This is a genomic window from Actinomadura sp. SCN-SB, from assembly GCF_043906805.1.
Lineage (GTDB): Bacteria > Actinomycetota > Actinomycetes > Streptosporangiales > Streptosporangiaceae > Spirillospora.
In genome coordinates, this window is the sequence record NZ_JBIMPP010000011.1 from 63,682 (window position 1) to 87,699 (window position 24,018).

25 protein-coding genes are annotated in these 24,018 nt (G+C 71.1%); 6 read left to right on the forward strand and 19 right to left on the reverse strand.

Annotated elements, in window-relative coordinates:
* Nucleotides 1-66: 66 nt before the first annotated feature.
* The 3 genes from ACGWYJ_RS09865 to ACGWYJ_RS09875 form a co-directional block, all read right to left on the reverse strand.
* Nucleotides 67-561, reverse strand: coding sequence for a hypothetical protein (locus ACGWYJ_RS09865; RefSeq protein WP_395105384.1), 495 nt, complete (start codon nucleotides 559-561; stop codon nucleotides 67-69).
* Between the two features lie 120 nt (nucleotides 562-681).
* Nucleotides 682-2,712: a hypothetical protein gene (locus tag ACGWYJ_RS09870; protein WP_395105385.1), complete on the reverse strand. Its 2,031-nt coding sequence runs from the start codon at nucleotides 2,710-2,712 to the stop codon at nucleotides 682-684.
* A gap of 342 nt (nucleotides 2,713-3,054) precedes the next feature.
* Nucleotides 3,055-3,366: a hypothetical protein gene (locus tag ACGWYJ_RS09875; protein ID WP_395105386.1), complete on the reverse strand. Its 312-nt coding sequence runs from the start codon at nucleotides 3,364-3,366 to the stop codon at nucleotides 3,055-3,057.
* Between the two features lie 122 nt (nucleotides 3,367-3,488).
* Here ACGWYJ_RS09875 and ACGWYJ_RS09880 point away from each other — a divergent pair, with 122 nt between their 5' ends.
* On the forward strand, nucleotides 3,489-4,523 hold the full coding sequence (locus tag ACGWYJ_RS09880) for a Rieske 2Fe-2S domain-containing protein (protein WP_395105387.1): 1,035 nt from the start codon (nucleotides 3,489-3,491) through the stop codon (nucleotides 4,521-4,523).
* 10 nt (nucleotides 4,524-4,533) lie between these two features.
* Here the strand turns inward: ACGWYJ_RS09880 and ACGWYJ_RS09885 are convergent, their stop codons facing one another.
* From ACGWYJ_RS09885 to ACGWYJ_RS09920, 8 genes are all read right to left on the reverse strand, one after another.
* Nucleotides 4,534-5,526: an isopenicillin N synthase family dioxygenase gene (locus tag ACGWYJ_RS09885; RefSeq protein WP_395105388.1), complete on the reverse strand. Its 993-nt coding sequence runs from the start codon at nucleotides 5,524-5,526 to the stop codon at nucleotides 4,534-4,536.
* 28 nt (nucleotides 5,527-5,554) lie between these two features.
* Nucleotides 5,555-6,427, reverse strand: a complete 873-nt coding sequence (locus tag ACGWYJ_RS09890) for an ABC transporter permease (protein ID WP_395105389.1) — start codon at nucleotides 6,425-6,427, stop codon at nucleotides 5,555-5,557.
* Nucleotide 6,428: 1 nt separating this feature from the next.
* Nucleotides 6,429-7,508 (reverse strand): ABC transporter permease, encoded by a 1,080-nt coding sequence (locus tag ACGWYJ_RS09895; RefSeq protein WP_395105390.1) that lies wholly within the window; start codon nucleotides 7,506-7,508, stop codon nucleotides 6,429-6,431.
* Entirely contained in the window at nucleotides 7,505-9,040 is a 1,536-nt protein-coding gene (locus ACGWYJ_RS09900) for an ABC transporter ATP-binding protein (protein WP_395105391.1), read from the reverse strand. Before ACGWYJ_RS09900 ends, ACGWYJ_RS09895 begins: the two co-directional genes overlap by 4 nt.
* Entirely contained in the window at nucleotides 9,037-10,071 is a 1,035-nt protein-coding gene (locus tag ACGWYJ_RS09905; RefSeq protein ID WP_395105392.1) for a BMP family protein, read from the reverse strand. Before ACGWYJ_RS09905 ends, ACGWYJ_RS09900 begins: the two co-directional genes overlap by 4 nt.
* A gap of 280 nt (nucleotides 10,072-10,351) precedes the next feature.
* Nucleotides 10,352-10,930, reverse strand: coding sequence for a dihydrofolate reductase family protein (locus ACGWYJ_RS09910; RefSeq protein ID WP_395105393.1), 579 nt, complete (start codon nucleotides 10,928-10,930; stop codon nucleotides 10,352-10,354).
* Between the two features lie 88 nt (nucleotides 10,931-11,018).
* The gene (locus tag ACGWYJ_RS09915; RefSeq protein ID WP_395105394.1) at nucleotides 11,019-11,783 is read right to left on the reverse strand and encodes a slipin family protein; all 765 of its coding nucleotides are present in this window, start codon (nucleotides 11,781-11,783) and stop codon (nucleotides 11,019-11,021) included.
* Nucleotides 11,780-12,121 (reverse strand): NfeD family protein, encoded by a 342-nt coding sequence (locus ACGWYJ_RS09920; RefSeq protein WP_395105395.1) that lies wholly within the window; start codon nucleotides 12,119-12,121, stop codon nucleotides 11,780-11,782. The genes ACGWYJ_RS09915 and ACGWYJ_RS09920 overlap by 4 nt, the downstream gene beginning before the upstream one ends.
* Before the next feature lie 274 nt (nucleotides 12,122-12,395).
* Here ACGWYJ_RS09920 and ACGWYJ_RS09925 point away from each other — a divergent pair, with 274 nt between their 5' ends.
* Nucleotides 12,396-13,661, forward strand: a complete 1,266-nt coding sequence (locus ACGWYJ_RS09925) for a cation:proton antiporter (protein WP_395105396.1) — start codon at nucleotides 12,396-12,398, stop codon at nucleotides 13,659-13,661.
* A gap of 41 nt (nucleotides 13,662-13,702) precedes the next feature.
* Here the strand turns inward: ACGWYJ_RS09925 and ACGWYJ_RS09930 are convergent, their stop codons facing one another.
* Nucleotides 13,703-14,569 carry an enoyl-CoA hydratase/isomerase family protein gene (locus ACGWYJ_RS09930; RefSeq protein WP_395105397.1) on the reverse strand — a complete coding sequence of 289 codons (867 nt, stop codon included), beginning with the start codon at nucleotides 14,567-14,569 and terminating at the stop codon, nucleotides 13,703-13,705.
* A 30-nt stretch (nucleotides 14,570-14,599) separates the two neighbouring features.
* Nucleotides 14,600-15,442: an alpha/beta fold hydrolase gene (locus ACGWYJ_RS09935; RefSeq protein WP_395105398.1), complete on the reverse strand. Its 843-nt coding sequence runs from the start codon at nucleotides 15,440-15,442 to the stop codon at nucleotides 14,600-14,602.
* 143 nt (nucleotides 15,443-15,585) lie between these two features.
* Here ACGWYJ_RS09935 and ACGWYJ_RS09940 point away from each other — a divergent pair, with 143 nt between their 5' ends.
* Nucleotides 15,586-16,077, forward strand: a complete 492-nt coding sequence (locus ACGWYJ_RS09940) for a winged helix-turn-helix transcriptional regulator (protein ID WP_395105399.1) — start codon at nucleotides 15,586-15,588, stop codon at nucleotides 16,075-16,077.
* A 73-nt stretch (nucleotides 16,078-16,150) separates the two neighbouring features.
* Nucleotides 16,151-16,687 (forward strand): PaaI family thioesterase, encoded by a 537-nt coding sequence (locus ACGWYJ_RS09945; RefSeq protein ID WP_395105400.1) that lies wholly within the window; start codon nucleotides 16,151-16,153, stop codon nucleotides 16,685-16,687.
* Between the two features lie 11 nt (nucleotides 16,688-16,698).
* Here ACGWYJ_RS09945 and ACGWYJ_RS09950 read toward each other — a convergent pair whose 3' ends face one another.
* Complete coding sequence (locus ACGWYJ_RS09950; RefSeq protein WP_395105401.1) at nucleotides 16,699-17,112, reverse strand: MerR family transcriptional regulator; 414 nt, start codon at nucleotides 17,110-17,112, stop codon at nucleotides 16,699-16,701.
* 102 nt (nucleotides 17,113-17,214) lie between these two features.
* On the opposite strand from ACGWYJ_RS09950, the gene ACGWYJ_RS09955 reads away from it, so the two are divergent.
* Entirely contained in the window at nucleotides 17,215-18,132 is a 918-nt protein-coding gene (locus ACGWYJ_RS09955; protein WP_395105402.1) for an aldo/keto reductase, read from the forward strand.
* 40 nt (nucleotides 18,133-18,172) lie between these two features.
* Here ACGWYJ_RS09955 and ACGWYJ_RS09960 read toward each other — a convergent pair whose 3' ends face one another.
* Nucleotides 18,173-19,240, reverse strand: coding sequence for a saccharopine dehydrogenase family protein (locus tag ACGWYJ_RS09960; protein ID WP_395105403.1), 1,068 nt, complete (start codon nucleotides 19,238-19,240; stop codon nucleotides 18,173-18,175).
* A 91-nt stretch (nucleotides 19,241-19,331) separates the two neighbouring features.
* Here ACGWYJ_RS09960 and ACGWYJ_RS09965 point away from each other — a divergent pair, with 91 nt between their 5' ends.
* Entirely contained in the window at nucleotides 19,332-20,354 is a 1,023-nt protein-coding gene (locus tag ACGWYJ_RS09965) for a LysR family transcriptional regulator (RefSeq protein ID WP_395105404.1), read from the forward strand.
* Between the two features lie 64 nt (nucleotides 20,355-20,418).
* Here the strand turns inward: ACGWYJ_RS09965 and ACGWYJ_RS09970 are convergent, their stop codons facing one another.
* Genes ACGWYJ_RS09970 through ACGWYJ_RS09985 form a run of 4 tightly spaced genes read right to left on the reverse strand, consistent with a single transcriptional unit; the run spans nucleotide 20,419 to nucleotide 23,918 of the window.
* Nucleotides 20,419-20,793: a hypothetical protein gene (locus tag ACGWYJ_RS09970; RefSeq protein WP_395105405.1), complete on the reverse strand. Its 375-nt coding sequence runs from the start codon at nucleotides 20,791-20,793 to the stop codon at nucleotides 20,419-20,421.
* 57 nt (nucleotides 20,794-20,850) lie between these two features.
* Nucleotides 20,851-22,407: a tripartite tricarboxylate transporter permease gene (locus tag ACGWYJ_RS09975; protein WP_395105406.1), complete on the reverse strand. Its 1,557-nt coding sequence runs from the start codon at nucleotides 22,405-22,407 to the stop codon at nucleotides 20,851-20,853.
* Between the two features lie 24 nt (nucleotides 22,408-22,431).
* On the reverse strand, nucleotides 22,432-22,920 hold the full coding sequence (locus ACGWYJ_RS09980; RefSeq protein ID WP_395105532.1) for a tripartite tricarboxylate transporter TctB family protein: 489 nt from the start codon (nucleotides 22,918-22,920) through the stop codon (nucleotides 22,432-22,434).
* 20 nt (nucleotides 22,921-22,940) lie between these two features.
* Complete coding sequence (locus ACGWYJ_RS09985; protein WP_395105407.1) at nucleotides 22,941-23,918, reverse strand: tripartite tricarboxylate transporter substrate binding protein; 978 nt, start codon at nucleotides 23,916-23,918, stop codon at nucleotides 22,941-22,943.
* Nucleotides 23,919-24,018 lie beyond the last annotated feature (100 nt).

Below are 24,018 nucleotides of genomic sequence, written 5' to 3' on the forward strand. Positions count from 1 at the left end.
CCCCGCCGATCAGTCAGGGCCGCGATCATAGGACATCATCCAAGGCGAAGTTCGGTCCCGACGGGATCAGTGGCGGCTCGCGCGGGGCCTCTTGGGACGGGTGCCGTAGGCGCAGATCAGGAAGATCAGGGAGGCCACCGAGCAGATGACCGGGACCGCCGCCCTGTCCGCGGTCGTCCGGCCCGCCTGCTCCACGATGCCGCCCGGATCGGACTCGGGGTACTCGATGCGGACCTGAGAGCCGACCCCGTCCGGTTCGTCGTGCCAACGGTCCGATTTGATGGACGCCACGTGCCGTCTGCCGTCCGGCGTGGTGAAGGCCACGTCCCAGTACTTGGTCTTGTTCGAGGTGTATCCGCGGACCACGACGCCGTCCGTCTCGACGCCCCCGCGTGCGAGGCCGCGCTCGACGTTGGCGGTGATGAGCGCGGAGACGGCGAAGAACGCGGCCGCCACGAGGCAGAGCACCGTCATGCCCCACGGGAAGTTCACCGTCCGAAGCCGCGGCCGCTCCGAAGCGGCGGCGAAGCGCTTCGTGTGGCGGTTTTCGAGGGCCGCCATCCATGTGCTCCACACACCCATCGAAGCCTCCCTGTTCATGACAGGACGCCGACCGCTCCGATCTGGTGCCAGAGATGGCAGGTTATGGCCATCTTGGGCGGCATGTTGCGCCTTGGAGCGTCATCGGCTGGGACGCAGATGCCAGCGGCCGGTGCCGCCGTCCCCGTTGACCTGAAGCAGGGTCCACGGGCGCACCTCGATGCGTTCGTTACGGCCCGCCGCGATGACGTGTGTGGACGACGGGGCCATTGCGTCATCCAAGCGATGGATGGTGATTGCCTTCTTGCCTTTGTAGGAGGCGTCCACCATGGTGTGAGGTCCGGTGTACAGCAGGACCTCGGTGTCGCGTCCGTTCACGGAATCCTCGAATGTACGAAGGTGATTCACGCCGCGGCCATCCAGCAAGTCCTGGGTTCCGGGTGCAAGACGTAGTGGCAGGACCTTGAGGGACCAGTCACCTTCTCCACTGATTTGCAGCATGGCTCCGGCCGGGACGGCGAACACCGCGCGGAACGGGCTGCCGGGATACCGTCGCCATCTGTGCCACACGGCCGGGGCCGCATGGAGGGAACCGTATTCGAGGGTGAGGTCGGGCCTGCGCAGGAGCACCTGTGCGGCACCGGTGTTGCCGGTGAGGACACCAATGCCCGAAGGGCCTGTGTACGCGACCACGTCCGCGCCCTCGCCATGGATCTCCGAGTCGAACTCCGGTGCCGTCTCGGGCCCGGAAAGCGTGACCGTCCAGGAGCCGGACGCACGGATGCGCAAGTACCGTTCGTCTCCTCTGCGGGGCCCATCGGCGAGAACGACCCGAACGGGCGCCTGACCAGCACGCATGGACACCAGCGCACGGCCGCGGCCGTGTTCGGTCTGATGCAGCGTGGCGTCCAGTACGGTCGGGCCGTCGTTGCTGATTCGCGCCACGACCGGCTGCGGCAGCGCTCCCTTGATGGTGATGGTGCGATCGCCGACGCCGTGATGGGTGCTGCTTCTGCCATCCATGAAATGGTCGGTGGGCTGGAAACGGGGCTTTCGGACCACGGGGACCGAAGGACCCTGGCCGAGCCGGCGGCGCAGTTCCTCGGCGGTCCGTTCCGGTTGCCTCACTCTTAGCGAGATGCGCCGATAGGTCTCGTCGCGTCGTGGCAGGCGAGGCCGGTCGGCGAACTGCCGGCTCTCCACGAGCCAGATCCAGTTGCCCCACCTGAGATGCCGTCCGGGCAGACGTCGTTCGGCGCGGAGCAGAAGGTGAAGGTTGGGCTCCTCCCTGAAAGGGGTGAGTTCGGCGTATCGGCCGGGCACCAGGTACCCGCCTGTCTTGTGGTGCACTGCGGCGATGTCCTCACGGCGGATCCGCACGGTCTTCCACAGAAGGACGCTGTCCCGGAGGAGAATCGCGTCGCCGGTCACCCGCATCCTGGGGCGCAGTACCAGCATCCTGCCGATCTGCACCGCCATCCCCGTCAGAAACACAGAGAGAAGAGGGAACCAAAGCAGGACCAGCCTGTCCTCGAACTCCACAGTGCGAGGCAGTTCTTCCAGCGGCATCGCGAGCAGCCCGAACGCGAAGAACGCGAAGAGCGGCCACGCGGTTCCCCAGGCAATGGTCCTCCAGGGCGATCTGATCACGCGGACCCGTACGTCGGAACGGCCCCACGTGCTCACATCCCAGCGGTCGGGTTCCAGGATGCCGCGCACCCACCCACGGCAGGCAGCGATCACAGAGCGTCCCCGTGGCCGCCGCCTCACCCTGCTCCATGGCGTACGCCGGACAACGAGAAGGATCACTGCGGCGCCGAGCAATCCGGCCAACGACCCGAAAATCAGGGGCGCGGCCGCTTCGCTGGCCGGCGTTGGAGGGGTCGCCGTCGCGTACACGACCTCGCGCAACCCGACATCGATGGCGGGCACTCGCCGGCCTTGGACGATGGTCTCGTGGTCCGGGCCGCGTAACCTCACGCCCCGGCCCGGATCGCTCTCCGCCCGGTCGGTGGTGAACGTGCCGTGCCAGAAGCAGCCTTCGCGAGAGCAACGCAACCACGAGGCGGTGAACGTGCCGATCCGGCCGTCCCCGGCCACCGCACGCTCGGCGGCACGGTACTCGCGTATTCCGTTGCCAAGGCCGAACACGGCCCACACCACCAGAGACACGGCGGCCAGCCACCCCAACGAGAGAGGCAGCGACCTCGTGCCACCGGGGAGAGCGCGGACCATTGCACATCACCATCAACGGGCGGGAACGATGCCGTGGAAACACCGCGATGATCGCAGGATGCGGGCCGTACCGCATGCCCGGCCGGAAGATCCCGCTCTACCGGCGGCCATCGAGGTGGCGGTCTACCGGATCGCCGAGGAGGCGCTCACCAACACGATCCGGCCCCGCGGGCACACCGGTGCGGGCCACGTCCGGCACCTCACGACGGTGAGCGGCGAAGGGCTCCCTCGTATTGGGTGCGGGAGAACAGGAAGGGGCCCACGGCGGACAGGTCCCGGTCACGGCGCGAGTTGCGGAAACCCGACCACCGCACGGTGCCGTCCGCCACCTCGATCCGCGCCAGAAGTGACCAGCAGCCGGCCATGCCGCACCCCCGAGCAGGTGAGCAGCACGCTCTCGCCGTCTTCCCTGATGCCCCGGGGCTCGTCCTCCGGTTTCCCCAGGAAATGGCGGCTCGGCCAGTAAAAGTCCGTGAGCAGGCCGGTGTAGGCACCGGCCATCGCGAACGGCAGCTCCGCCTGACGCACCAGATCCACCAGCCGAACACCGTTGATCAGGATGCCGGATCGAGAGAACTCGATCGAGTCCATACCGGCACGATAGGACCTGGCCGTTCAGCCTGCGGGCTTCCAGATGCGTGGCGGCACGCGCCGCCGGCTCGTTTAACGTGCCTGGAACCTGCTTGGAACACGCCGTCTCTACGGTCGAGATCATGGAGAGGGAGGTCATCGGTGGCCGCCGCGAGTCCGTCCTGCTCGACAATTCCAGCCGCCGGGTCCGGCGGGCCTGGCATGTGGTCGCGGTGGCCGAGGACGTGGGCGACGAGCCCGTTCAGGTGTGGCTGCTCGGCGAGCCGTGGGTGCTGGTACGGCTCGACGGCTCGATCCGGGCGTTCCCCGACCGCTGCCCGCACCGGCTGGCGCCGCTGTCGGCCGGGTGGGTGAAGGACGGCACACTGCAATGCGGGTATCACGGCTGGCGGTTCGCCGGTGACGGAAGGTGCGTGGAGATCCCGGCGCTCGGCAAGACCGACCGCATCAGCCGCCGGGCGACGCTCGCGTCCCCCGCGGGGATCACCGAACGGTACGGGCTGGTGTGGCTGGCGCCCGAGGAGCCGCTCGCGCCGATGCCGGAGTTCCCCGAGTGGGAGGCCGCGGACTTCCAGCGGGCCATGTGCGCCACCGTCCGCACCCCGGTGAGCGCCGCCCAGCTCGTGGACAACTTCATGGACGCCTCGCACTTCCCGTACGTCCACGCGGCGACCTTCGGCGTCGACGAGAGCGCGCGGGTCGTCGACGCGGGGGTGGAACGCGACGGCTGGAGCGTGCACACCACCTTCTCGACGTGGTACCGCACGATGGACGACCCGCGCGCGGACGCCGGTGAACGCGACAGCCTGCAACGGCAGGACCTCTTCAAGCAGGGGTTCGCGTCCTACAACGTCTACCTGCGGCTGGACTTCCCGGACATCGGCTGGACGTTCGGGATCATGTTCTGCTGCCAGCCGGAGACCGCGGAGAGCACCCGCGTCTACAAGCTGATCGCCCGGCGCGACGACCTGCCGCCCGATCCGCGGCGCCTGGACGCCTTCGTCAAGGACGAGGACCGCATCACGGCCGAGGACCTCGGCATCCTTGAGCGCTACCCGCATCGCCACATCCATCTCGACCGGCACACCGAGATGCACACGAAGGCGGACCGGCTGAGCCTCGCCTGGCGGAACCTGATGGCGGAGATGCCCGGCTGAGTCCCGGGCCTCAGCCGTGCTCGGCGAGCAGCGGGTTGCGGTAGCTGTGCGTCGCGTCGAACCGGGACAGCAGGTACGGCCCGGCCGTCAGCGGCTCGTACCGTGGTGACCCGCCGGGTTCCAGGCAGGTGGGCAGGCAGCTGATCTCGGCGTTGAACGGCGGCGTGACGAACAGCGGCATCGAGTACCGGTCGGTGTCCGGCGGGTTGACCACCCGATGCGGGTTGGACACCCAGCGGTCGTTGGTCCAGATCGACATGAGGTCGCCCAGGTTCACCACCAGCGCGTCCGCGGGCACCCGCACCTCGATCCACGTGCCGTCCCGCCGCATGACCTGGAGGCCGCCGATGCCGTCGTCGGCGAGCAGGGTGACGGTGCCGTAGTCGGTGTGGGCGCCGCAGCCGAGCTGTCCCGCGGCGGGCCGGAGGTCGCGCTGCGGCGGGTAGTGAATGAGCCGCAGGTGGTACATCGTCTCGCCGCCGGGCAGCCCGATGATGTGCCCGTCGGGCATGCCGAGCGCCCGCGCCATCGCCCGCTGCACCCGCTCGGCCGCCTCGATCGCCTGGGCGCGGTACTCCTCCCAGGCCGCGCGGAACCCGGGCAGGTCGGGGAACTGGTTCGGCCCGGCCAGCGGCACCCCGGCGCGCACCTCGGGGTGGTCGGGGCCGCACTCGTTCCCCGTGTCCAGGGTCTCCTTCAGGTCCCCGGTGCGGCTCCCGGTGTCATCGATGACCTCGGACTCCATCGCGACATAGCCGCGGTGGGCGGGGGACCTGCCGATCGCGATGGCCTCCTTGTCCCGCTCGGGCAGCGCGAAGAACGCGCGCGCCGCGTCCAGCATCCGATCCTTCACGGCCGGGTCGATCCCGTGGCCGGTGACGAGGAAGAAGCCGATCTGACGGCAGATCTCGTCGATCAGCTTCGCGACCTCGTCACCGGCCGCTCCGGGATCGGCCCCGGTGGCGAACGGGCTCACGTCGACGACCGGCAGGCCGACATCCATAGCGCAGAACCTTTCCCTCGACCTTTTCCTACGTTCCGCCTCGTACGAAGGGGACGGCCAGCGCCCGGGGCGTGCGGCTGTCACGCGCCCGCACCATGAGCGCCACCAGGGTGACAAGGTAGGGGAGGGCGAGGAACACCTCGTAGGGCACCGCGGTCGCCGTCCCCTGCAAGCGGAGCTGGGCGGCGTCGCAGAATCCGAAGAGCAGCGCCCCCAGCACGCAGGGAACCGGCCGCCACCGCGCGAACACCACCAGGGCCAGGGCCACCCAGCCGCGCCCGGCCGTGACGTTCTGGACGAACAACCCCAGCGGCCCGCACACCAGCATCGCACCGGCCAGCCCGCCCAGGGCGCCGCCCGCGACGGTGGCGGCGAACCTGACCCGGTCCACCCGGTAGCCGAGGGCGTCCACCGCCTCGGGCGCCTCGCCCGCCGCGCCGAGGACGAGCCCGGCGGTCGTCCGGTTCAGCACGAACCAGACGACGACCAGCGCGACCAGCACCAGCACCACCAGCGGCGGCATCGACAGGCGCGGGATGCGCGGCGGCGACTGGCCGATGGCGTACGAGCGTTCGTAGAGGTAGGTGGTGGCCGACAGGGCGAGCAGGGTGAACGCCAGGCCGGTCACGATCTGGTTGGCCTGGACGACCACCACGAGCACCGCGAACACGGCGCCGCAGAACGCGCCCACCGCCAGTCCGCCGAGGATCCCGATCCACGGCGACCCGGACTCCAGGGTCACCAGGTAACCGGCGAGCCCGCCGGAGAGCATCATCCCCTCCAGCCCGAGGTTCAGCACCCCCGCCCGCTCGCTGACGAGCTCGCCGAGGGCGGCCATCGCCACCGGCACGGCGAGCCGCACCGCCGCGGTCAGCGTGGCCAGCGTCAGCAGAGTCTCCATGTCAGCGCCCCATCCGGTGTGCCAGCGCGTCCCCGGCGACGAAGAACACCACCACGAGCGCCTGGACGACGCCCGCGGTCGAGGACGGGATCTCATAGCCGCGTTCGGCGGCGTCGAAGCCGGTCGACAGCGCGGCCAGCGCGAACGCGGCGATCAGCACCCCGGTGGGACGCAGCCGCCCGAGCAGCGCGACGATGATCGCGGTGTACCCGTAGCCGGTGGCGAAGTCCGGGGTGACCCGCTCGGTGACGCCGGCGACCTCGACGTACCCGGCCAGGCCGGCGAGCGCCCCGCACACGGCCAGCACCGCGAGCGTGACCCGCGCCGGGCGCGCCTCGCCCGCGCCGAGGACCTCCTTGCCCGCGCCGAGCACGTCCACCCGATAGCCGAACCGGGAACGGGCCAGCAGCACGCCGGCGAGCGGGACGGCGGCCAGCGCCAAGACGAACCCGAGGTGGATCGCCGGCCCCGGCACTTCGGGCAGGCCCGCGGCGCCGATCGGGCGGCTCTGCGGGGTGAAGGCCCCGGGGTCCCTGATCCCGACCCGCACCGCCCAGGCCAGCAGCGCGGCGGCGACGTAGTTCAGCAGCAGGCTGGTGATCACGACGCTGGCGCCGAACCGGGCGTTCAGCCCGGCGGTCACGGCGGCCCAGCAGGCGCCCGCGGCCACGGCCACCATGAGCGAGGTGAGGACCAGGACCGGGCCCGGCCAGCCGCGCACCCCCTCGGCCGTCGCCCATCCGGTCGCGGCCACCGCGCCGACGATGTACTGGCCCTCGGCGCCGATGGTGAACACCTTCGCCCGGTACGCCACCGCGAGACCGAGCCCGATCAGCAGCAGCGGGGTGGCCACGACGGCGGTGTCGCGCAAGCCGCCGTCGAGGACGAAGACACCGCGCAGGACCTCGCCGTACACCGACATGGGCGCCACGCCCTCGACGCCCATGAGGATTCCGCCGGCCACCAGCGCCACCACCAGCGCGGCGACCGGGACGCCGATCGCCGCCACGAGCCGGTGCCGGCGGTCGTCATCCGGTGGCCGTACCGCCGCGTCCTCCACACGGTCCACGGTCGCCGTCATGAGGCTCCCGCCATGGCCAGGCCGATCGCGGTGCGGTCGTACGGCGGCGGGAAGGGACCGGCGGCCCGGCCCCCGGCCAGCACCACGACGCGATCGGCGACCGCGAACAGCTCGTCGAGCTCGGCGCCGAACCACACCACCGTCGTTCCGCGGGCGGCGGCCTCGGTGATCCGGTTCGCGACCGTCCGGGCGGACTCGGGGTCGAGCCCGCGGGTCGGATGGGCCGCCACGATCATCCGGGGCGTGGTGGCGAGCTCCCGCGCGAGCACGAGCTTCTGCGCGTTGCCGCCGGACAGCCGCGCGGCGGGGACGGCGGGTCCGGCGGACCTGACGTCCCACCGGCGCAGCGCCTCCGCGGCGTCCCGCAGGCGCCGCCGCCGCGGCGGGCGCCATCGCGGGCCGCGGCCCATTTCCAGGTTGTCGGCCAGCGAGAGCGGACCGGCCAGCGCGCGCCGGTACCGGTCGGACGGGATGTAGGCGATCCCGGCCGCGATGCGGGCGCGCGGGTCGCCGACGGGGACCGGCTCGCCGCCGACCGTCACCCGGCCGCGCTCCGGGACCGCGAGCCCGGCCAGCAACTCCTCCAGCTCGGCCTGGCCGTTGCCGTCCACCCCGGCGATCCCGACGATCTCCCCGGCGTCGGCCTCCAGGTCGAACCCGTTGAGGCGCCCGAGCGACGCCCCCCGCACCCGCAGCCGCGGCTCCCCTTCGGCCGGGGACGGCCTTGCCGTCGCGGGCGGGCGCGTTTCCGTAGGCGAGGGCCGGGTGCCGACCATGAAGGTCGCGAGGGCGGTGCGGTCGTGCTCGCTCACCGGCGCGCCCGCCAGCACCGTCCGGCCGCGCCGCAGCACGGTGACCCGGTCGCAGCCCGCGGACACCTCGCCCAGCCGGTGAGTGATGATCACGACCGTGCGTCCGCCGTCGGCCAGCCGCCGGCAGACGGCCAGGAGCCGCTCCGCCTCGGCGTCGGTCAGCACCGCGGTGGGTTCGTCCAGGATCAGCAGCCGGGCGCCCGCGTCCAGGGCGCGCAGGATCTCCAGCCGTTGCCGTTCGCCGACCGACAGCCGCTCGGCGGGCACGTCGGTGCGCACCGCGAGCCCGTGCTCCTCCACCAGCCGCTCCACGCGTTCCCGGGCGGCGCGCGCTCCGGACCGTATCCGTCCGAGGGGACGCGCCAGCGCGAGGTTGTCCCCCGCCGACAGTGTCGGGACCAGCGTGAAGTGCTGCTGCACCATGGCGACACCGGCCTCGCGCAACGCCCGCGGCTCCAGGCGCGTCACCGGCCGCCCGGCCACCGTCACCGTCCCCTCGTCGGGGTGGTCGAGGCCCGCGAGGATGCGCATCAGCGTGGTCTTGCCCGCGCCGTTCTCCCCCAGCAGAGCGTGCACCTCGCCCGAGGCCGCCTCGAAGTCGACACCGGCGAGGGCGACGGTGGCCCCGAACCGGCGCACGATGCCCGCCATCGCCACGGCGGCGGTCCCGTCCGGCCTGGTGGTGCCCGGGTCCTGCCTCGGCTCCGCCTGACGGTTCATTTCTTGTCGTTGTACGGGACGGTCAGGGTGCCGTTCTTGATCGCGGCGAGCTTCTGCTCGTACTGCGACATCGCCGACGGGGAGATCTTGCTCTTCCAGTTGGGGCTGATCACCACGTCCATGCCGCCGTCCTTCATGTCCACCTGGAAGTACCGGGTGGGGTTGACCTTGCCGGCCTCGACGTCGGCGGCCATCAGCCCGAACGTCTTGTCCAGGTTCCACTGGAACGACACCAGCACCGAATCGGCGAGCTTGGACATGTCGCCCACGTAGCCCGACGCGACCGCCTTGCGTTCCTTGGCGGCCTCGATCTGGCCGAACGTCGGGCCCTGCCCGCACCCGACGAACATCGTGGCGCCCGCGTCCGCCTGGGAGAGCGCCGCCTCCTTCGCCTTCTGCACGTCGTACCAGTCGCCGACCGCGACGAACGAGCCGGTGGTCGAGGGCCGTACGAGCTTCGCGCCCGCCAGGAAGGCGTTGTACATGGCGCGGCAGACCGGGATGTCGAAGCCTCCCGCCCCGGCGACCTTCCCGCCGGTGGTGGCGCCCGCCGCGAGGATGCCCTCCAGGTAGGTGGCCTGGTAGTACGGCTGGGCGTAGTCGGCGACATTGCCCTTGACGTCACCGAACCCGCCGCCGTAGGCGAACAGGGTCTTGGGGAACTCCTTGGCGACCTTCTTGACGTCGTCGCCGTAGTTGAACGAGTGGGCGATGACGGGGTTGTAGCCGCGCGAGGCGTAGTCGCGCAGCGCCCGCACGGCCGCGGCACCCGGGGGCACGTTCTCCTGCGTGGCGTAGTCGGAGATGGCGCCCTCGCTCTTGAGCTTCTGCACTCCGGTCAACGCCGCCTCGCCCCACGAGCCGTCCTTGAACTGGGCGCTGTAGACGATGGCGATTTTCGGCTTGGACCCGTCAGCGGGCGCGGCGGTCTCCTTCTTTCCCGCGTCGCCACAGGCGACGGCCGCCATGAAGACGGCCGAGATGGCCGCGACACGCACCAGACCGGCACGTCGGCGGGCAGCAGAGATCATTGGTCGGGCTCCTCCGCGTGAGATCCGGCGTGTCGCGCCGGGGGGTTTCTGCGGACCGTAAGTACGGCCGGTCACGCGGAAGTGAGCCCCGTGTTACGAGCACGAAAATCCAGCCGCGCCCTACCGCCGAGGTGGCGAAGCGTCCATCGCACCGCACCACGGCAGGGCTTCCGGGCCGGGAAGGGCACATGACGTTCCAGCTCGTTCAGCCCTGCCGCGATGTCGTCTTCGAGGTAGGTCCGGGTGCACGGATTCGACGGTGTCGGAGAGGGGCCCTGGCTCAGTGCTTGACGTCGTAGATGAGCTTCAGGATCCCGTTCGGGTAGCGCTCCGACTCCCGGAGCGTCAGCGTCTGCCTGTCGCGGTCGGCCCGCCCGAACATGCTCTTCCCGGCGCCGAGCAGCACGGGGAAGACCAGCAGGTTGTACCGGTCGATCAGGCCCGCGTCCGACAGCCGCCGGGCCAGCTCCGCACTCCCGTGAATGAAGATCGCGCCGCCCTCGCCCTCCTTGAGCGCGGCGACGTCCTCGGTCGAACGCAGGATCGTCGTCGGCCCCCACCCGTCGACAAGGGCGTCCTCGCCCAGCGTCGTCGACACCACGTACTTCGGCAGCTCCTTGTACGCGGCGTGGTCCTCCGAGCCGGGCCAGATCGGCGCGAACGCCTCGTAGCTGCGGCGGCCGAACATCAGCGCCGTCGTGTCGGCGAGTTCCTCGACCTTCAACGACCAGGCTTCCGGAACGAACTCAAGGCCCTTGAACACCCAGCCGGCGCTGCGGTGGTCCTCCCCCGGGCCCCCGCCGGGCGAGTCCACGACACCGTCGAGCGACATGAAACCGGTGTAGACCAGGTCACGCATATCTTCATCCCCTCATGATCGAACAAATCGCGCGGGGTTCACCGTAGATCGCCGGCAGGGGATCCGTCGTGTACGAAAACGACACCGGCTATGGGTGTGAGTTCCGGGTGGCGCGCGCCAGTTGGAGGAGTTCCATCGGCACCGGGAACGCGACGACGGATCCTTGCTGCGAGGCGACGTCCACCAGGGAGCCGAGGGTGCGCAGTTGCATGGCGGCCGGGTGCTCTTCGAGGATGCCGGCCGCCTCGCCGAGGTTCTGGGCCGCCTCCCGTTCACCGAGGGCGTGGATGACGCGGGCCCGCCGGTCGCGTTCGGCCTCGGCCTGGCGGGCCATGGCGCGGCGCATCGCCTCGGGCAGGGAGACGTCACGGACCTCCACCAAGGAGACCTTCACCCCCCACGGGTTGGTGAGGTCGTCGATGACCTGCGCGAGGAGCTGGTTGATCTCGTCCCGCTTGCCCAGCAGGTCGTCCAGGCTCCGCTGGCCCAGGATGCTGCGCAGCGTGGTCTGCGCGATCTTGGACGTGGCCACCTGGTAGTCCTCGATGGCGATCACGGACTTGACCGGGTCCAGCACCTGGAAGTAGGTGACGGCGTCGACCCGCACGGTGACGTTGTCGGAGGTGATGATCTCCTGTGGCGGGACGTCGGCGGTCAGGATGCGCAGGTCGACGCGGATCATCCGGTCGATGATGGGAATGATGAAGAACAGTCCCGGTCCCTTGGCGCCCTGGATGCGCCCCAGCCGGAAGATCACTCCGCGCTCGTACTCCGGGACGATCTTGATGGCGTTCGCCAGGAAGAGCAGCAGGATCGCGGCGGCCGCCGCCAAGCCTATGAGCAGTGCGTTCACGAATCGTCTCCTTCGGTCGGCGGTTCGACCACCAGGGTGAGGCCGTCCAGGTCGACGACCCGGGCGATGGCGCCCTCGGGCAGCGGCGGGCCGGCCGTGCGGGTGCTCCACCACGTGCCCTCAAGGAACGCGCGGCCGTGCCCGTCCCGGACGTCGCGAAGCTCGACCAGCCGGCCGACGAGTCCCTCGGCCCCGGAATGGGCGCGGCCTCTCTGCGCCTGCCGGGCATAGCGCCCGAGCAGGACGGCCAGCACCACGACCACGACCGCGATGGGCACCACGATGAGCGGATCCACCTGGACGCCCTCGGCCGAGCCGGAGAGGAGGAGGGCGCCCACCACGCGAGCGCGACCGATACGCCGTCTCCCGCCTGAGCCGGCGCATCCCACGAGCGCCCGCCCTCTCAGACGCACCCGCACTCCCCGAATGGACGCGTTCCCCGTCCGCGATCACTACCCGTTCCTGACCTGGGCATTCGAGCGCGAGCGTGGCTCGGACACCGGTAGCCGCACCCGATCCGACATGCCGGGCGCCTCGCCCGCTAGGCTCGTCGCCGGGTGTGCCGGGAAGTCTGGTCGGCGAGTCCCGTCCGCCGTTTCCGGGAGTGCGCCGATGACCGCCCTGCTGACCGCCTTCGCCGCGTTGCTGCTGCTGGCCGTGCTGGTGTCCAGCCTGGCCCACAGGACGGTGCTGTCCACCGCGGCGGTGTTCCTGGTCGGCGGGTTCCTGCTCGGCGACGGCGTGAGCGGGCTCGTGTCGATCCGCCCCGGCGACTCCCTGGTGTACGGGCTGGCCGAGCTGGCGTTGTTCGCGGTCCTGTTCACCGACGGCATGCACGCGGGCTGGCAGGACCTGCGCAGCGCGTGGCGGCTGCCCGGCCGCGCGCTCGGCTGGGGATTGCCCCTGACCCTGCTGGTCACCGCGTTGTTCGCACGGTACGTGGTGGGCCTGGGGTGGGTGGAGGCGCTGCTGCTGGCCGCCGTCCTCACCCCGACGGACCCGGTGTTCGCCGCGGCGCTGGTCGGCAACGAGCGGGTGCCGCCCCGGCTGCGGCACCTGCTGAACGTGGAGTCGGGGGTCAACGACGGGCTGATCCTGCCGTTCGTGGTGCTGTTCCTGGCGATCGCGCAGGGCTCGGACGACCTGCATCTGGGGGAGCTGGGCACGGAGCTGGTGCTGGGGCTGGGGATCGGCGTGGCCGTGCCATGGGCGGCGATCATGCTGGAGCGCACCCGGTGGTTCGCGATCTCGGCGAAGTACGAGCCGCTGAACGCGGTGGCGATCGGGCTGCTGGTGCTGGCGCTGGGCAAGGCCACCCACGGCAACCTGTTCCTGGCCGCGTTCGCGGCGGGCGTCACGGTGGCCAGCGTGGGTGAGCGGCACCGGGAGGCGTTCGAGGAGTTCGGCGAGCTGGTGGCCGAGCTGCTCAAGCTGGCGGCGCTGCTGGTGTTCGGGGCGCTGCTGTCGCCGTCGTTCCTGGGCGAGGTGGGCTGGCCGGGATGGGTGTTCGCGGTGCTGGCGCTGGTGGTGGCGCGTCCGGTGGCGATCTGGGTGTCGTTCCTGCGGTCCGGGCTGACCGTACGGGAGCAGGGCGCGGTGATGTGGTTCGGCCCCAAGGGCTTCGCCTCGGTCGTGTACGGGCTGCTGGTGCTGGAGTCGGGGATCGCGGCGTCCGACAAGATCTTCCATCTGGTGGCGGCCACCATAGCCCTGTCGATCCTGGCGCACTCGTCCACCGACGTGCTGGTCGCCCGCGGCTTCGACAGCGAGGGCGAAGTCCCCGCCTGGCACGGCCCCGTGCGCGATGGGGCCGGCACACCGGCGCGGAACCCGGGAAGCGCCGGCCCATCGGCCCGGGGCAGCACGGCGCCCGGCTGATCATTTCACCGTGTGCCGCGCCGTGGGCCACGGCGGCGGGCTCAGCGTTGCTCCGGTCCGTACCACTTCGGCAGGTCGAGTTCGGCGGGGGCCAGTGTGCCGCCGGCCTTCCGGCGGACACGGGCGGAGATCGCCTTCGACTCGTCGGTGCCGGCCAGGCGCAGGATGGCGGCGAAGCTCTCCCGCAAGTCCTCCTCGGTCGGCAGGTCCTGGCGCGAGCCGACGAGGGCCTTGGTGGTGGCGATGGACTGCGACGGGAAACCGGCGATGCGCCGCGCGAGGCGGTCGACGTACTCGTCGAGCTCGGCGTCCGGCAGCGCGCGGTTGACCAGCCCGTACAGTTCGGCGGTAGGGGCGTCGACGTCGTCCGCGCTCAGGATGATCTCCAGTGCGCGGGCGCGGCCGACGTGGCGCGGCAGCCACTCCAGCCCCCCGCCGCCGGGCACCATGCCGAAGCCGACCTCGATCTGGCAGAACGACGCCTTCTCCCGGCTCGCGAAGCGCAGGTCGTTGGCGAGGACGAACTCGTTGCCGATCCCCCGCGCCCGTCCCCGCACCTTGGAGACGCTGACCACCGGCGCCGAGCTGAGCCAGGTGCTGAACCGCGGCCAGTTCTCGATCAGGCTCCGGCCGCCGGGCGCCTCGGAGACCTCCGCGATCCGCGGGAAGTCGACGTGGGCGAAGAAGAAGTCGGGGTTGGCGGACTCGAACACCAGCACACGCACGTCGCCGGCCTTGTCCTCGACGTACCGCTGGAGCAGGCCGAGCCCCGCGAAGACCTCGGGGTCGAAGTAGTTCAGCGGCGGGTTGTCGAAGACGACGCGCAGGTAGCCGGGCGACTCCTCCGCGACGCGGACGACCTCGCTGTCGATGAGGGATGACGCGGGAGCGCCGTACCCAAGGCTCATCAGGCGTTTCCTTTCGGTTCGCGGACGCGGTCAGCGCAGGAAGTCGAGGACCTGGCGGCCGAACTCGTCGTAGTGCTGGAACAGGAAGCCGTGCCCGGAGTCGCCGTAGAGCACCAGGATCGAGTCGCGCACCCGCTGGACCATGGCGAAGGAGTTCATGGCGTGGACCATCACGTCGTGGGCGCCGTTCGCCACCAGCGCCCGCGCGGTGAGCTGGTCGAGCCGCTCCCACGCGGCGTCCTCGCCGGCGCCCCAGCGCCCGATGGCCTCCAGCTGGCTCTTCCAGCTCTCGGGCTTGACCCGCGCGTGGGAGACGTCCAGGCGGGTGCTCAGCCGGGCCAGCGACTCCTGTCCCAGGCGCCGGCCTTCGCTGTCCAGTCCGAAGAAGAGGAAGAGGAAGTCCTCCTCGGTGTTCGTCTCGGCGGTCATCGCCTTCAGCACGCGGGGGTCGCGTTCCGGATTTCCGGGAACGCCGCCGGGGCCGCTGCCGGCGACGACGATCCGGCGCACGAGGTCCGGGTGGTCGAGCGCGACGGCCTGCGTGACGAAGCCGCCCATGGACCAGCCGAGCAGGTCCACCTGGTGGAGGCCGAGAGCGCCCACGAAGTCGACGGCCGCGTCGGCCATCCCCTGGATCGTGTTCGGGGTCGTGCCGGTCGACCGCCCGACGCCCGCGCTGTCGAAGACGATCACGCGCCGCTCGGAGGCGAGCACGTCCAGGAAGGCCGGGTCCCAGTGGTCGATGGTCGCGCGGAAGCGGTGGAGCAGGACGAGCGGGGGTTCCGCGGACTCCTCGCCGAAGTCGCGGTAGGCGTACGTCGCGAGCCGTCCCTGGACTTCTCGGGTCTCGACGTCGTCGGAGAGGTGGGACATGGCGGCATCCTTCGGGTTCGGTCAGTGGTCATGACCGTCATGGCGGTCATGACGGCATATCCCATCTGACTTACGATTGCGAAAGTCAGCCTGACGCTATACGCTGACTTCGCGTCAGGCAAGCCAGCCACGAAGGTAGAGGGATGACGGACCTGCTGGACGACCGGGACGCCTGGTCCATGGCCAACTGCTCGATCGACAGGACGCTGGCGATCGCGGGCAACAGGACGGCGATGCTGATCATGCGCGAGGCGTTCTTCGGCACGCGCCGGTTCGACGACTTCGCCAAGCGCGTGGGCATCGGCGAACCCGCCGCCGCGGCGCGCCTGAAGGAACTGACCGCCGCCGGCCTGCTGGAGCGCACCCCCTACAAGGAGCCGGGCCAGCGGACCCGGTACGCCTACCGGCTGACCGAGAAGGGCCGGGACTTCTTACCGATCATCACGGCGCTGCGGCAGTGGGGCGACACCTGGGCCGCCGACGAGCACGGGCCGGCCGTGGTGGTACGCCACAAGGACTGCGGCGCCCCGGTCCGCGCGGTGCTCCGCTGCGAGGACGGCCACGACGTACCGCTCAGGGAGTCGACCGTCGACGCCGGACCGGGCCTGATCCGCGTCGAACCGGACACCTCCTGAACCCGGCGGGACGACTCCGCCGCAGAAGCGCCCGCACGTCACATCCGCACCACACCCCCTGAGGAGCTGCCGCATGTCCGAGGCACCGAAGACGTCCCCGAGCGCGGACGCGGCGACGCACCGGTCGCGCGCGTACAGCTGGGAGGATCCCACCACCTCCGCCGAGGCCATCCCCCGGCTCAGCGGTCTCGACTTCGTCCGCGGGATCCTGTCCGGGCGCCTGCCCATCCCGCCGATCGCCGCCGCCCTCGGCATGACCCTGGAGGAGGCCGAGCACGGACGCGCGGTCTTCGCCCTGGCGCCGGGCGAGGAGCACTACAACCCCATCGGCGGCGTCCACGGCGGCGTTTACGCCACGCTGCTCGACTCGGCGGCCGGGTGCGCCGTGCAGACCGTCCTCCCCCAGGGCATGGGCTACACCTCGATCGACCTGAACGTGAAGTTCCTGCGCCCGATCACCATCGACACCGGCAAGGTCCGCGCCATCGGCACCCTCCTCCACAGCGGCCGCCGCACCGCCCTCGCCCAGGCGGAGCTCCTCGACTCCGAGGACCGGCTGCTGGCCCACGCCACCAGCAGCTGCATGATCTTCCCGATCACGGCCCGCTGATCACCTCGGCGTCACACGACCGCGGCGCCGGCCCCCGCCGGCGCCGCGTCCCCCGGAGGGTCCGCCTCCACCAGTTCGGTATAGAAGCCGATCTTGAACTGGAGCTGGCCGCACTGTTCGCGCAACCGGGCGATCTTCTCCTCGACCCGTGCGTCGTGCCGCCGGAGCAGCTCGACGCGTTCCGGAACGGTGTGGTCACCGGCACGGGACAGCTCGGTGTAACGCAGCATCTCGGCTATGGGCATGCCGGACTCGCGCAGGCAGCGCAGCATGCCCAGCCAGTTCAGGTCGCCCTCGCTGTACACGCGGCGGCCCCCGGCATCGCGGGCGATGTCCGGCAGCAGGCCGATCCTTTCGTAGTAGCGCAACGTGTCGATGGTGAAACCGCTCTTCTCGGCGGCTTCCGCTGGCGAGTAAGAGGTCACGCCGCCAGCGTTCCACCTGGAGCGCGCTCCGGGTCAGCTCCCACCGGAAGCCGCGCAAAACGCCTTGACCCTGAGCGCGCTCCAGCTTGTTGGATCGAAGGCATGGACATCGCACTGGGCACCATGTGGTTCGGCACGTCGGTGAGCGAGGAGGAGTCGTTCGCCATTCTCGACCGGTTCGTCGAGGCCGGTGGGACGATGCTGGACACCGCGAACAACTACGCCTTCTGGCTGAACGGCGGCGTCGGCGGCGAGAGCGAGGAGGTGCTCGGCCGCTGGCTGGCGTCCCGTCCCGGAATGCGCGACCGGATCGTGCTGGGCACCAAGGTCGGCGCGAAGCCGCTGGCGCCGGGCTCCGGCCTGGAGAACGTCGAGGGCCTGTCCTCCGCCACGATCAAGTCGGCGGCCGAGGACAGCCTGCGCCGCCTCCAGACCGACCACATCGACCTGTACTGGGCGCACTACGAGGACCGGTCCGTGCCGCTGGAGGACACCATGAGCGGCTTCGGCGAGCTGGTCACCAGCGGGAAGGTCGGCCGGATCGGCGTCAGCAACCATCCGGTCTGGCGGGTCGAACGGGCGCGCACGGCCGGGCCCGTCCCGTACACCGACCTTCAGTACCGGTACTCCTACCTCCAGCCGCGGCCGGGAGCGACGCTGCCCGAGGGCGGCCACTACCACGTGAACGAGGACCTGCTCGGCTATGCGCGCGACGCCGGGCTCAGGCTGTGGGCGTACACGGCCCTGCTCTCCGGCGTCTACAGCGGACGTCCCGACAGGCCGCTTCCCGAGCACTACGAGCACGTCGGCAACACGCGCCGCCTCGCCGTCCTCAGCGAGGTCGCGGACGAACTGGGCGCCACACGGAACCAGGTCGTCCTGGCGTGGCTGATGGGCGGCGACCCGCCGATCATCCCGATCGTGGGGGTCAGCAAGCCGGCGCACCTGGAGGAGTTCCTTCCCGCCGCCGAGTTGCGCCTGGACGCCGAACTGCGCGAACGCCTGGACTCGGCCATATGACCTGACCCGGAACGCGAGATCCCGCCGGCCATCGGCGCCGTCACGTGCCGACCCTGTCACCGGACCACCGGACGGACATGCCGTGTTCCGCCAGCTCGTCGAGGAGGGACGCGGCCTTCGGGAACCGGTCGATATGGACCACGCCTCCCGGCCCGGCGTCGCCGTACAGCTCCTGGGCGACGAGCGCCGCGACCGCACCGGTGGCATGGCAGGTCTCGCGGCCGGTCACGGTTCCGGTGACCCCCGCCCCGGATCCGTCCGACGCGGACGCGTGGACGACGAACCCGTCCGATCCGAAGTGCAGCCGGCCCACCAGCGCGGCCAGCGGGGACCCGGCGCGCAGGCGGCGCAGCAGGGCGAAGAACCCGGCGGTCCGCAGGCCGAACACCACGGAGGTCACCAGGCGTGAGTCGAAGCAGATCCGCGTGGTGGCCCGCACGCCGAGCGCCTGACCGACCGTGTACTGGTCGGAGAACGAGAACGGATGGACGGTCCTGACCCCCGCCCGTCCCAGCCGCACCCGCGCCCGCCTGGGACGCGACCCGCGCCCGCCGGGCTCCAGAAGGTGATCCACGACCCATCGCACCGAGTCGGCCCCGTGCTCGCCGCCCAGGCCCAGCAGCAGGCTGAGGTCCACCGTCCGCGCGGCCGGCAGCCGCTCGGCGCAGTGCCGTGCCAGCAGGTTCGTCAGCCCCGGCGCCACCCCGACGCTCAGCACGGCCGTCGCGGCGTTGCTCACCGCGAGATCGTGGAGGGCGGCGATCGACTCCAGCACGGGGGCGGACGCGCTGACATCGACGTAATGCACGCCTCGTTCCAGGCAGGCACGTGCGACCGCTGTGTTGGCGCGTTCCACGCACATGACCACGAGGGCCGCGTCGCGCAGCACGCCGTTCAGCTCCTCGGGCTTCTCCACATCCACGCGCGCGGCCCGCAGCTTGGCGCCACTCGACCGCGCCAGGCGTTCCGCGCGGTCCCAGGAACGTCCCGCCACCACGACGCGTCCCGGAAACCGCCGTCCGAGGATCTCCGCGGCCGCCTTGCCGACCGCCCCGTACCCGCCCAGGACGACGATCGAGCCACCCCGTCCCCCGTTGTCATCGCTCATGCCGTCCAGCATCGAAGGTGGAAGGCATGCGAACAACTACGGGTTTGTGATCGTTGGTATGTCGTGAGTGCATAGCGATGAGGTGCGGCGCATGCTGGATCCCTGGACGTTGCGGGTCATGGTCGAGGTCGTCGAGCGGGGATCGTTCTCGGCGGCGGCCGAGGCGTTGACGATGACGCAGCCGGCCGTGTCCCGGCAGATCGGAGGGCTGGAGCGCAGGCTCGGCGTGAGCCTGTTCCGCCGTCTCCCGCGCGGGGTCGAGCCGACCCCCGCCGGGGAGATCGCCGCCGAGCAGGCGCGCGACATCCTGGCACGCCTCCGCGACCTCGAAGTCCGGCTCGGGACCTTCGCCAGCCTCGACGCCGGGACCCTGCGGATCGCCGCGCACGCCAGCGCGAACACCGCCTTCATGCCGGAGGTGATCCGGCGTTTCGGCCGCGCCCATCCGGGGATCTCGCTGAGCCTCACCCAGGTCGCCTCCGACGCGACGCTCACCGCCGTCCGGACCGGCCGGGTCGATCTGGCGCTGCTCACCGAGTGGAGCCTGTACGCCGACCTGCCCGCCGCCAGGACCGACCCGTCGCCCGAGCCTCTCGGCCCGGCCGCGCTCGCCGGACTCGACCTGGTCCCGCTCCTGGACGAGCGGTTCCAGGTCGCGCTGCCCGTCTCGCATCCGCTGGCCGCCCACCGCCGGGTACGGCTGAGCGACCTGCGCGACGAGACCTGGATCGAGGGCGGCCATCCCGACTGCCTCGGCCCCATCCCCCGGCTCACCGAGGCTTTGGCCGGGACGCCGCGCATCGGGTTCTTCTGCGAGGACTGGAACGGCAAACAAGCGCTGGTCGCGGGCGGCTCCGGCATCACGCTGGTGCCCACCCTCGCGCAAGGGGTCACCCACCCCGGCGTCACGCTGCGGCCGACCGTCCCCGAGCTTCCCGGCCGCCGCCTCTACTCGGTGTCGACGGCCCCGCCTTTCCGCTACCCCGCGGTGGAGGCGATGCTGAACGTCCTCACCGAGGCCGCCCGGGAATACGCCCCGCCTGATGGGTCTTCGCCCGGAAGACAGGCCGATGAGGCGGACGCGGCTCAGCCGCCGCCGAAGGACTCGGGGTGAAGCCCAGCCGCTGCGCGGTCTTGATCACCCGCAGCAGCGTCACGGCCTCGGGCGCCCGAGCCGGTCATCGCCGCGTCCCCGGGGCCTTGCTCATCCGGGCGGCGCGGGCGGCCAGCGCCTCCAGCACCGCGAGGTGCCGGTCACCGGCGCCGATCTGGAGAGCCAGCTCGCCGCCGGTCGCGGTCAGGGTGAAGGTGAAGAACGAGCAGCACCCCGTCTCACGGACCGCCAGTTCGGCCGCTCGCCCGGCCACCTCCGGGTCGGGACGCAGCATCAGTTGCACTTCGCCGGACGTGGCCGGGCGCACTTCGGTCACCGCCTCGGCGAACAACGCGTCGAACTCGGCCAGCCGCAACGGCCGCTCGGCCGTCGGCAGCGTGCACGCCTGCGGCGCCCATCCCTGGTCGTCCGGGCCCGCCGGTACCCGCTGAAGTTCCATGGTTCGACGGTAAGCCTGTACCTCGGTACCGGATGCAACCCCGTTCTGAAGTCATGCCTACCCGCGAGGGCCTTCCGCGCCTGAAGACACGGGCCTTTCTTCGTGTGCGATGGGAGAAGGCGTGGCCGTCTTCCGTGCTCGAAGGGCTCGTCGCGCTGACAGCGCCACGGCCAGGATGACCAGTCCCAGGATCACCATCGTGACGGGCCGTCCCAGCACGTAGCCCGGGTTCCCGTCGGAGTAGGCGAGGGTCTGGCGTAGCGAGGTTTCGAGCGTGGGCTGGAGGACGACGGCGAGCACGAAGGGGGCCATGCCGAACCCGGCGCGGCGCAGGACGAAGCCGAGCAGTCCCGCGATCAGCATGACCAGGACGTCGAACATCGAGTTGTTCTCGGCGTACACGCCCACCACGCACAGGCCGATCACGATCGGCATCAACGCCTGCGGCGGGACGGAGAGCAGACGGGTGAACAGCCCCACCAGCGGAAGGTTGAGCACCAGCAGCGCCAGATTGGCGATGTACATGGCGGCGATCACCGTCCAGAACAGCTCGGGCTGATCGTCGATCAGCGTCGGGCCGGGGACGATGCCGTTGAGCAGCAGCGCGGCGAGCACGAGCGCCATCGTCGGCGCGAACGGGATGCCGAGCGCCAGCAAGGGGACGAAGGCGGCACCGGCCGCGGCGTTGTTGGCCGCCTCGGGACCGGCCACCCCCTCCACCGCGCCCTTGCCGAACCGTCCGGGATGCTTCGAGAGTTTCCGCTCGGTGACGTACGAGGCGAACGTCGACAGCACCGCGGCAGGGCCGGGCACCAAGCCGAGCAGGAAGCCGAGCAGCGAGCCGCGCACCGCCGCGGGCGCCGCCTCGCGCGACTCCTGACGGCTGGGCAGGAGCTCCCTGAGCTTCGGGGCCTTGACGGTTTCCGGACGCCACCGCCGGCCGGTCGCCGCCAGCACCTCCGCGACGCCGAACACCCCCATGACCAGCGCGATGAAGCTGAAGCCCTCGGCCAGGACGTCCGACCCCAGCGTGAAGCGCAGATCGCCGCCGGCCGGGTCGATGCCGACCGTCCCGACCGCCAGCCCGGCGCAGATCATGACGACGGCCTTGGCGGTGGAGCCGTTGGAGAGCGCCGCCAGCAGCAGCAGTCCGGCCAGGCACAACGCCATGTACTCGGGGGGTCCGAGCTTGACCGCCACACCGCTCAGCCACGGGGCGAACACCATCAGACCGAAGATCGCGACGGTGCCCGCCACGAACGACGAGACCGCGGCGATGGCCAGCGCGGGACCGCCCCTGCCCCGTTTCGTCATCTCGTGCCCGTCGAGCGCCGTCACCACCGAGGACGCCTCACCGGGCACGTTCAGCAGGATCGAGGTCGTCGACCCTCCGTAGGTGGAGCCGAAGTAGATGCCGGCGAACAGGATCAGCGAACCCGTCGGTCCCAGTTGCGGCGTCATCCCGAGCAGGACCGACATCGCGCCGATCGGGCCGATGCCCGGCAGCACCCCGACGACCGTGCCGAGGACCACGCCGACCAGCGCGAGCAGGATGTAGGTGGGATCGCCGAAGGCGGCGAAGCCGGAGCCGAGGCCGCCGATCACGTCCGCCATGGGGCTTCCTTTCGTTCGGGACGCTCAGACCAGGCCGAGCGTGCCGGCGGGCAGGGGGACGACCAGCAGCCGGACGAAGACCAGCCAGGTCGCCGCGCCGAAGGCGGCGCCGAGGACGACGGCCCCGCTCCACCGGGCCAGGCCCATGATCTTGGCGGCCAGGGCCACGGAGATCGACAACGTCACGATCATCCCGACCGTGCCGCCCAGAACCGGCACCAGCAGGGCCGCGCCCAGGACCCCGGCGATCCGCCACCAGCGCACGTCACCGTCGTCCGCCGCGTCCTCTTCCGTGCCCGCTCCTCCGGCGGGCTCGTCGCGCCCCGTCGCGCGGCGGCCCTGGACGAGGACGGTGACGCTCGCGGCGACCAGGACGACCGCGACCACGAGGGGGAAGGCACCGGGTCCGCTGTCGGCCATCGAGCCGAGGCCCTCGCCCACGGCCAGTGCCCCGTACAGCAGGCCCAGGGCCAGCAGCGATCCGGCCGCGATCCGCTCGGGCGTGACTCTCATCGAACGCAAGCGCCGCATCGTCACTTCAGGGGGAGCAGGCCCGCCGCCGCCGTGGACTTCTCGGTCAGCCGCGTCCGCGCCGTCCTCCCGTCCGCCCCGCTGACCACGAGCCCCAGCCTCCGGGCGGTCTGGACGAACTCCGGGCTCTTGATGGCCGAGCCGAACGCCGTGGCCAGCGTGTTCTGGATGTCGGCGGGCAGCCCTTCCGGCGCGACCAGGACGTTGTACGCCTGCCACTCCAACTGAACGTTCTGCTCAAGGAAGGTCGGGATGTCGGGGGCGAGGTCGATGCGCTTGGCGGAGGCGATCCCGAGCGCGCGGAGCTTCCCGGACTTCAGCTGCGCCATGGCGCCGGCCAGCTGCATGACGCCCACGTCGACGTTCCCGCCCAGCAGCGCCGTGGTCGTGGCCTGGTCGCCGTCGAACTTGACGTGCTTGAACCGCGTTCCGGTGAGCTGTTCGAGCTTCTTCGCGGGGATCGCGTAGTTCAGCGGGCCTTCGGCGAGCGTGATGGCATCGGGACGGGCCTTGGCGGCGTCGACCAGGTCACCGACGTCCCGGTACGGGGAGCCCGCCGGCACCGCCAGCAGCACCGGGGAGGTGGTGACCTCGTTGATCACCGAGATCGCCTTGGGGTCGTAGGAGACTTTTTCGGTATGCGGAATCAGGGTCAGCGGGCCGTCCGGAACGAGACCGATCGTGTAGCCGGTCGGCTTCGCGTTGAGCGTCGCGGTGGTCCCCACCGAGCCGGCGCCGCCCGCCCTGTTCACCACCTGGACGCGGCGGCCGAGCTTGCGCTGCCCGTTGACGACCTCGGCCAGGGCACGGGCCGTGGTGTCGATGGCGCTGCCCGCGGGATAGGGCACGATGACCTGGACATCCCGCGTCGGATAGTCCCGCTGGGCGGACGACCCGCCGCAGGCCGCCGTGGCGAGGACGCAGGTGAGGATCACCGGCCACGCGACGCCGCGAAGCCTTCTGACGGGACGAGCGTTCATGGGGCACCTCTTGCCTGACCTGGGTCCACTTCCGCGAAGGCCCACCGTCCCACCGCCCCACGATGTACGTCAAAGACGTGAAATCAACGAGATCCATTGC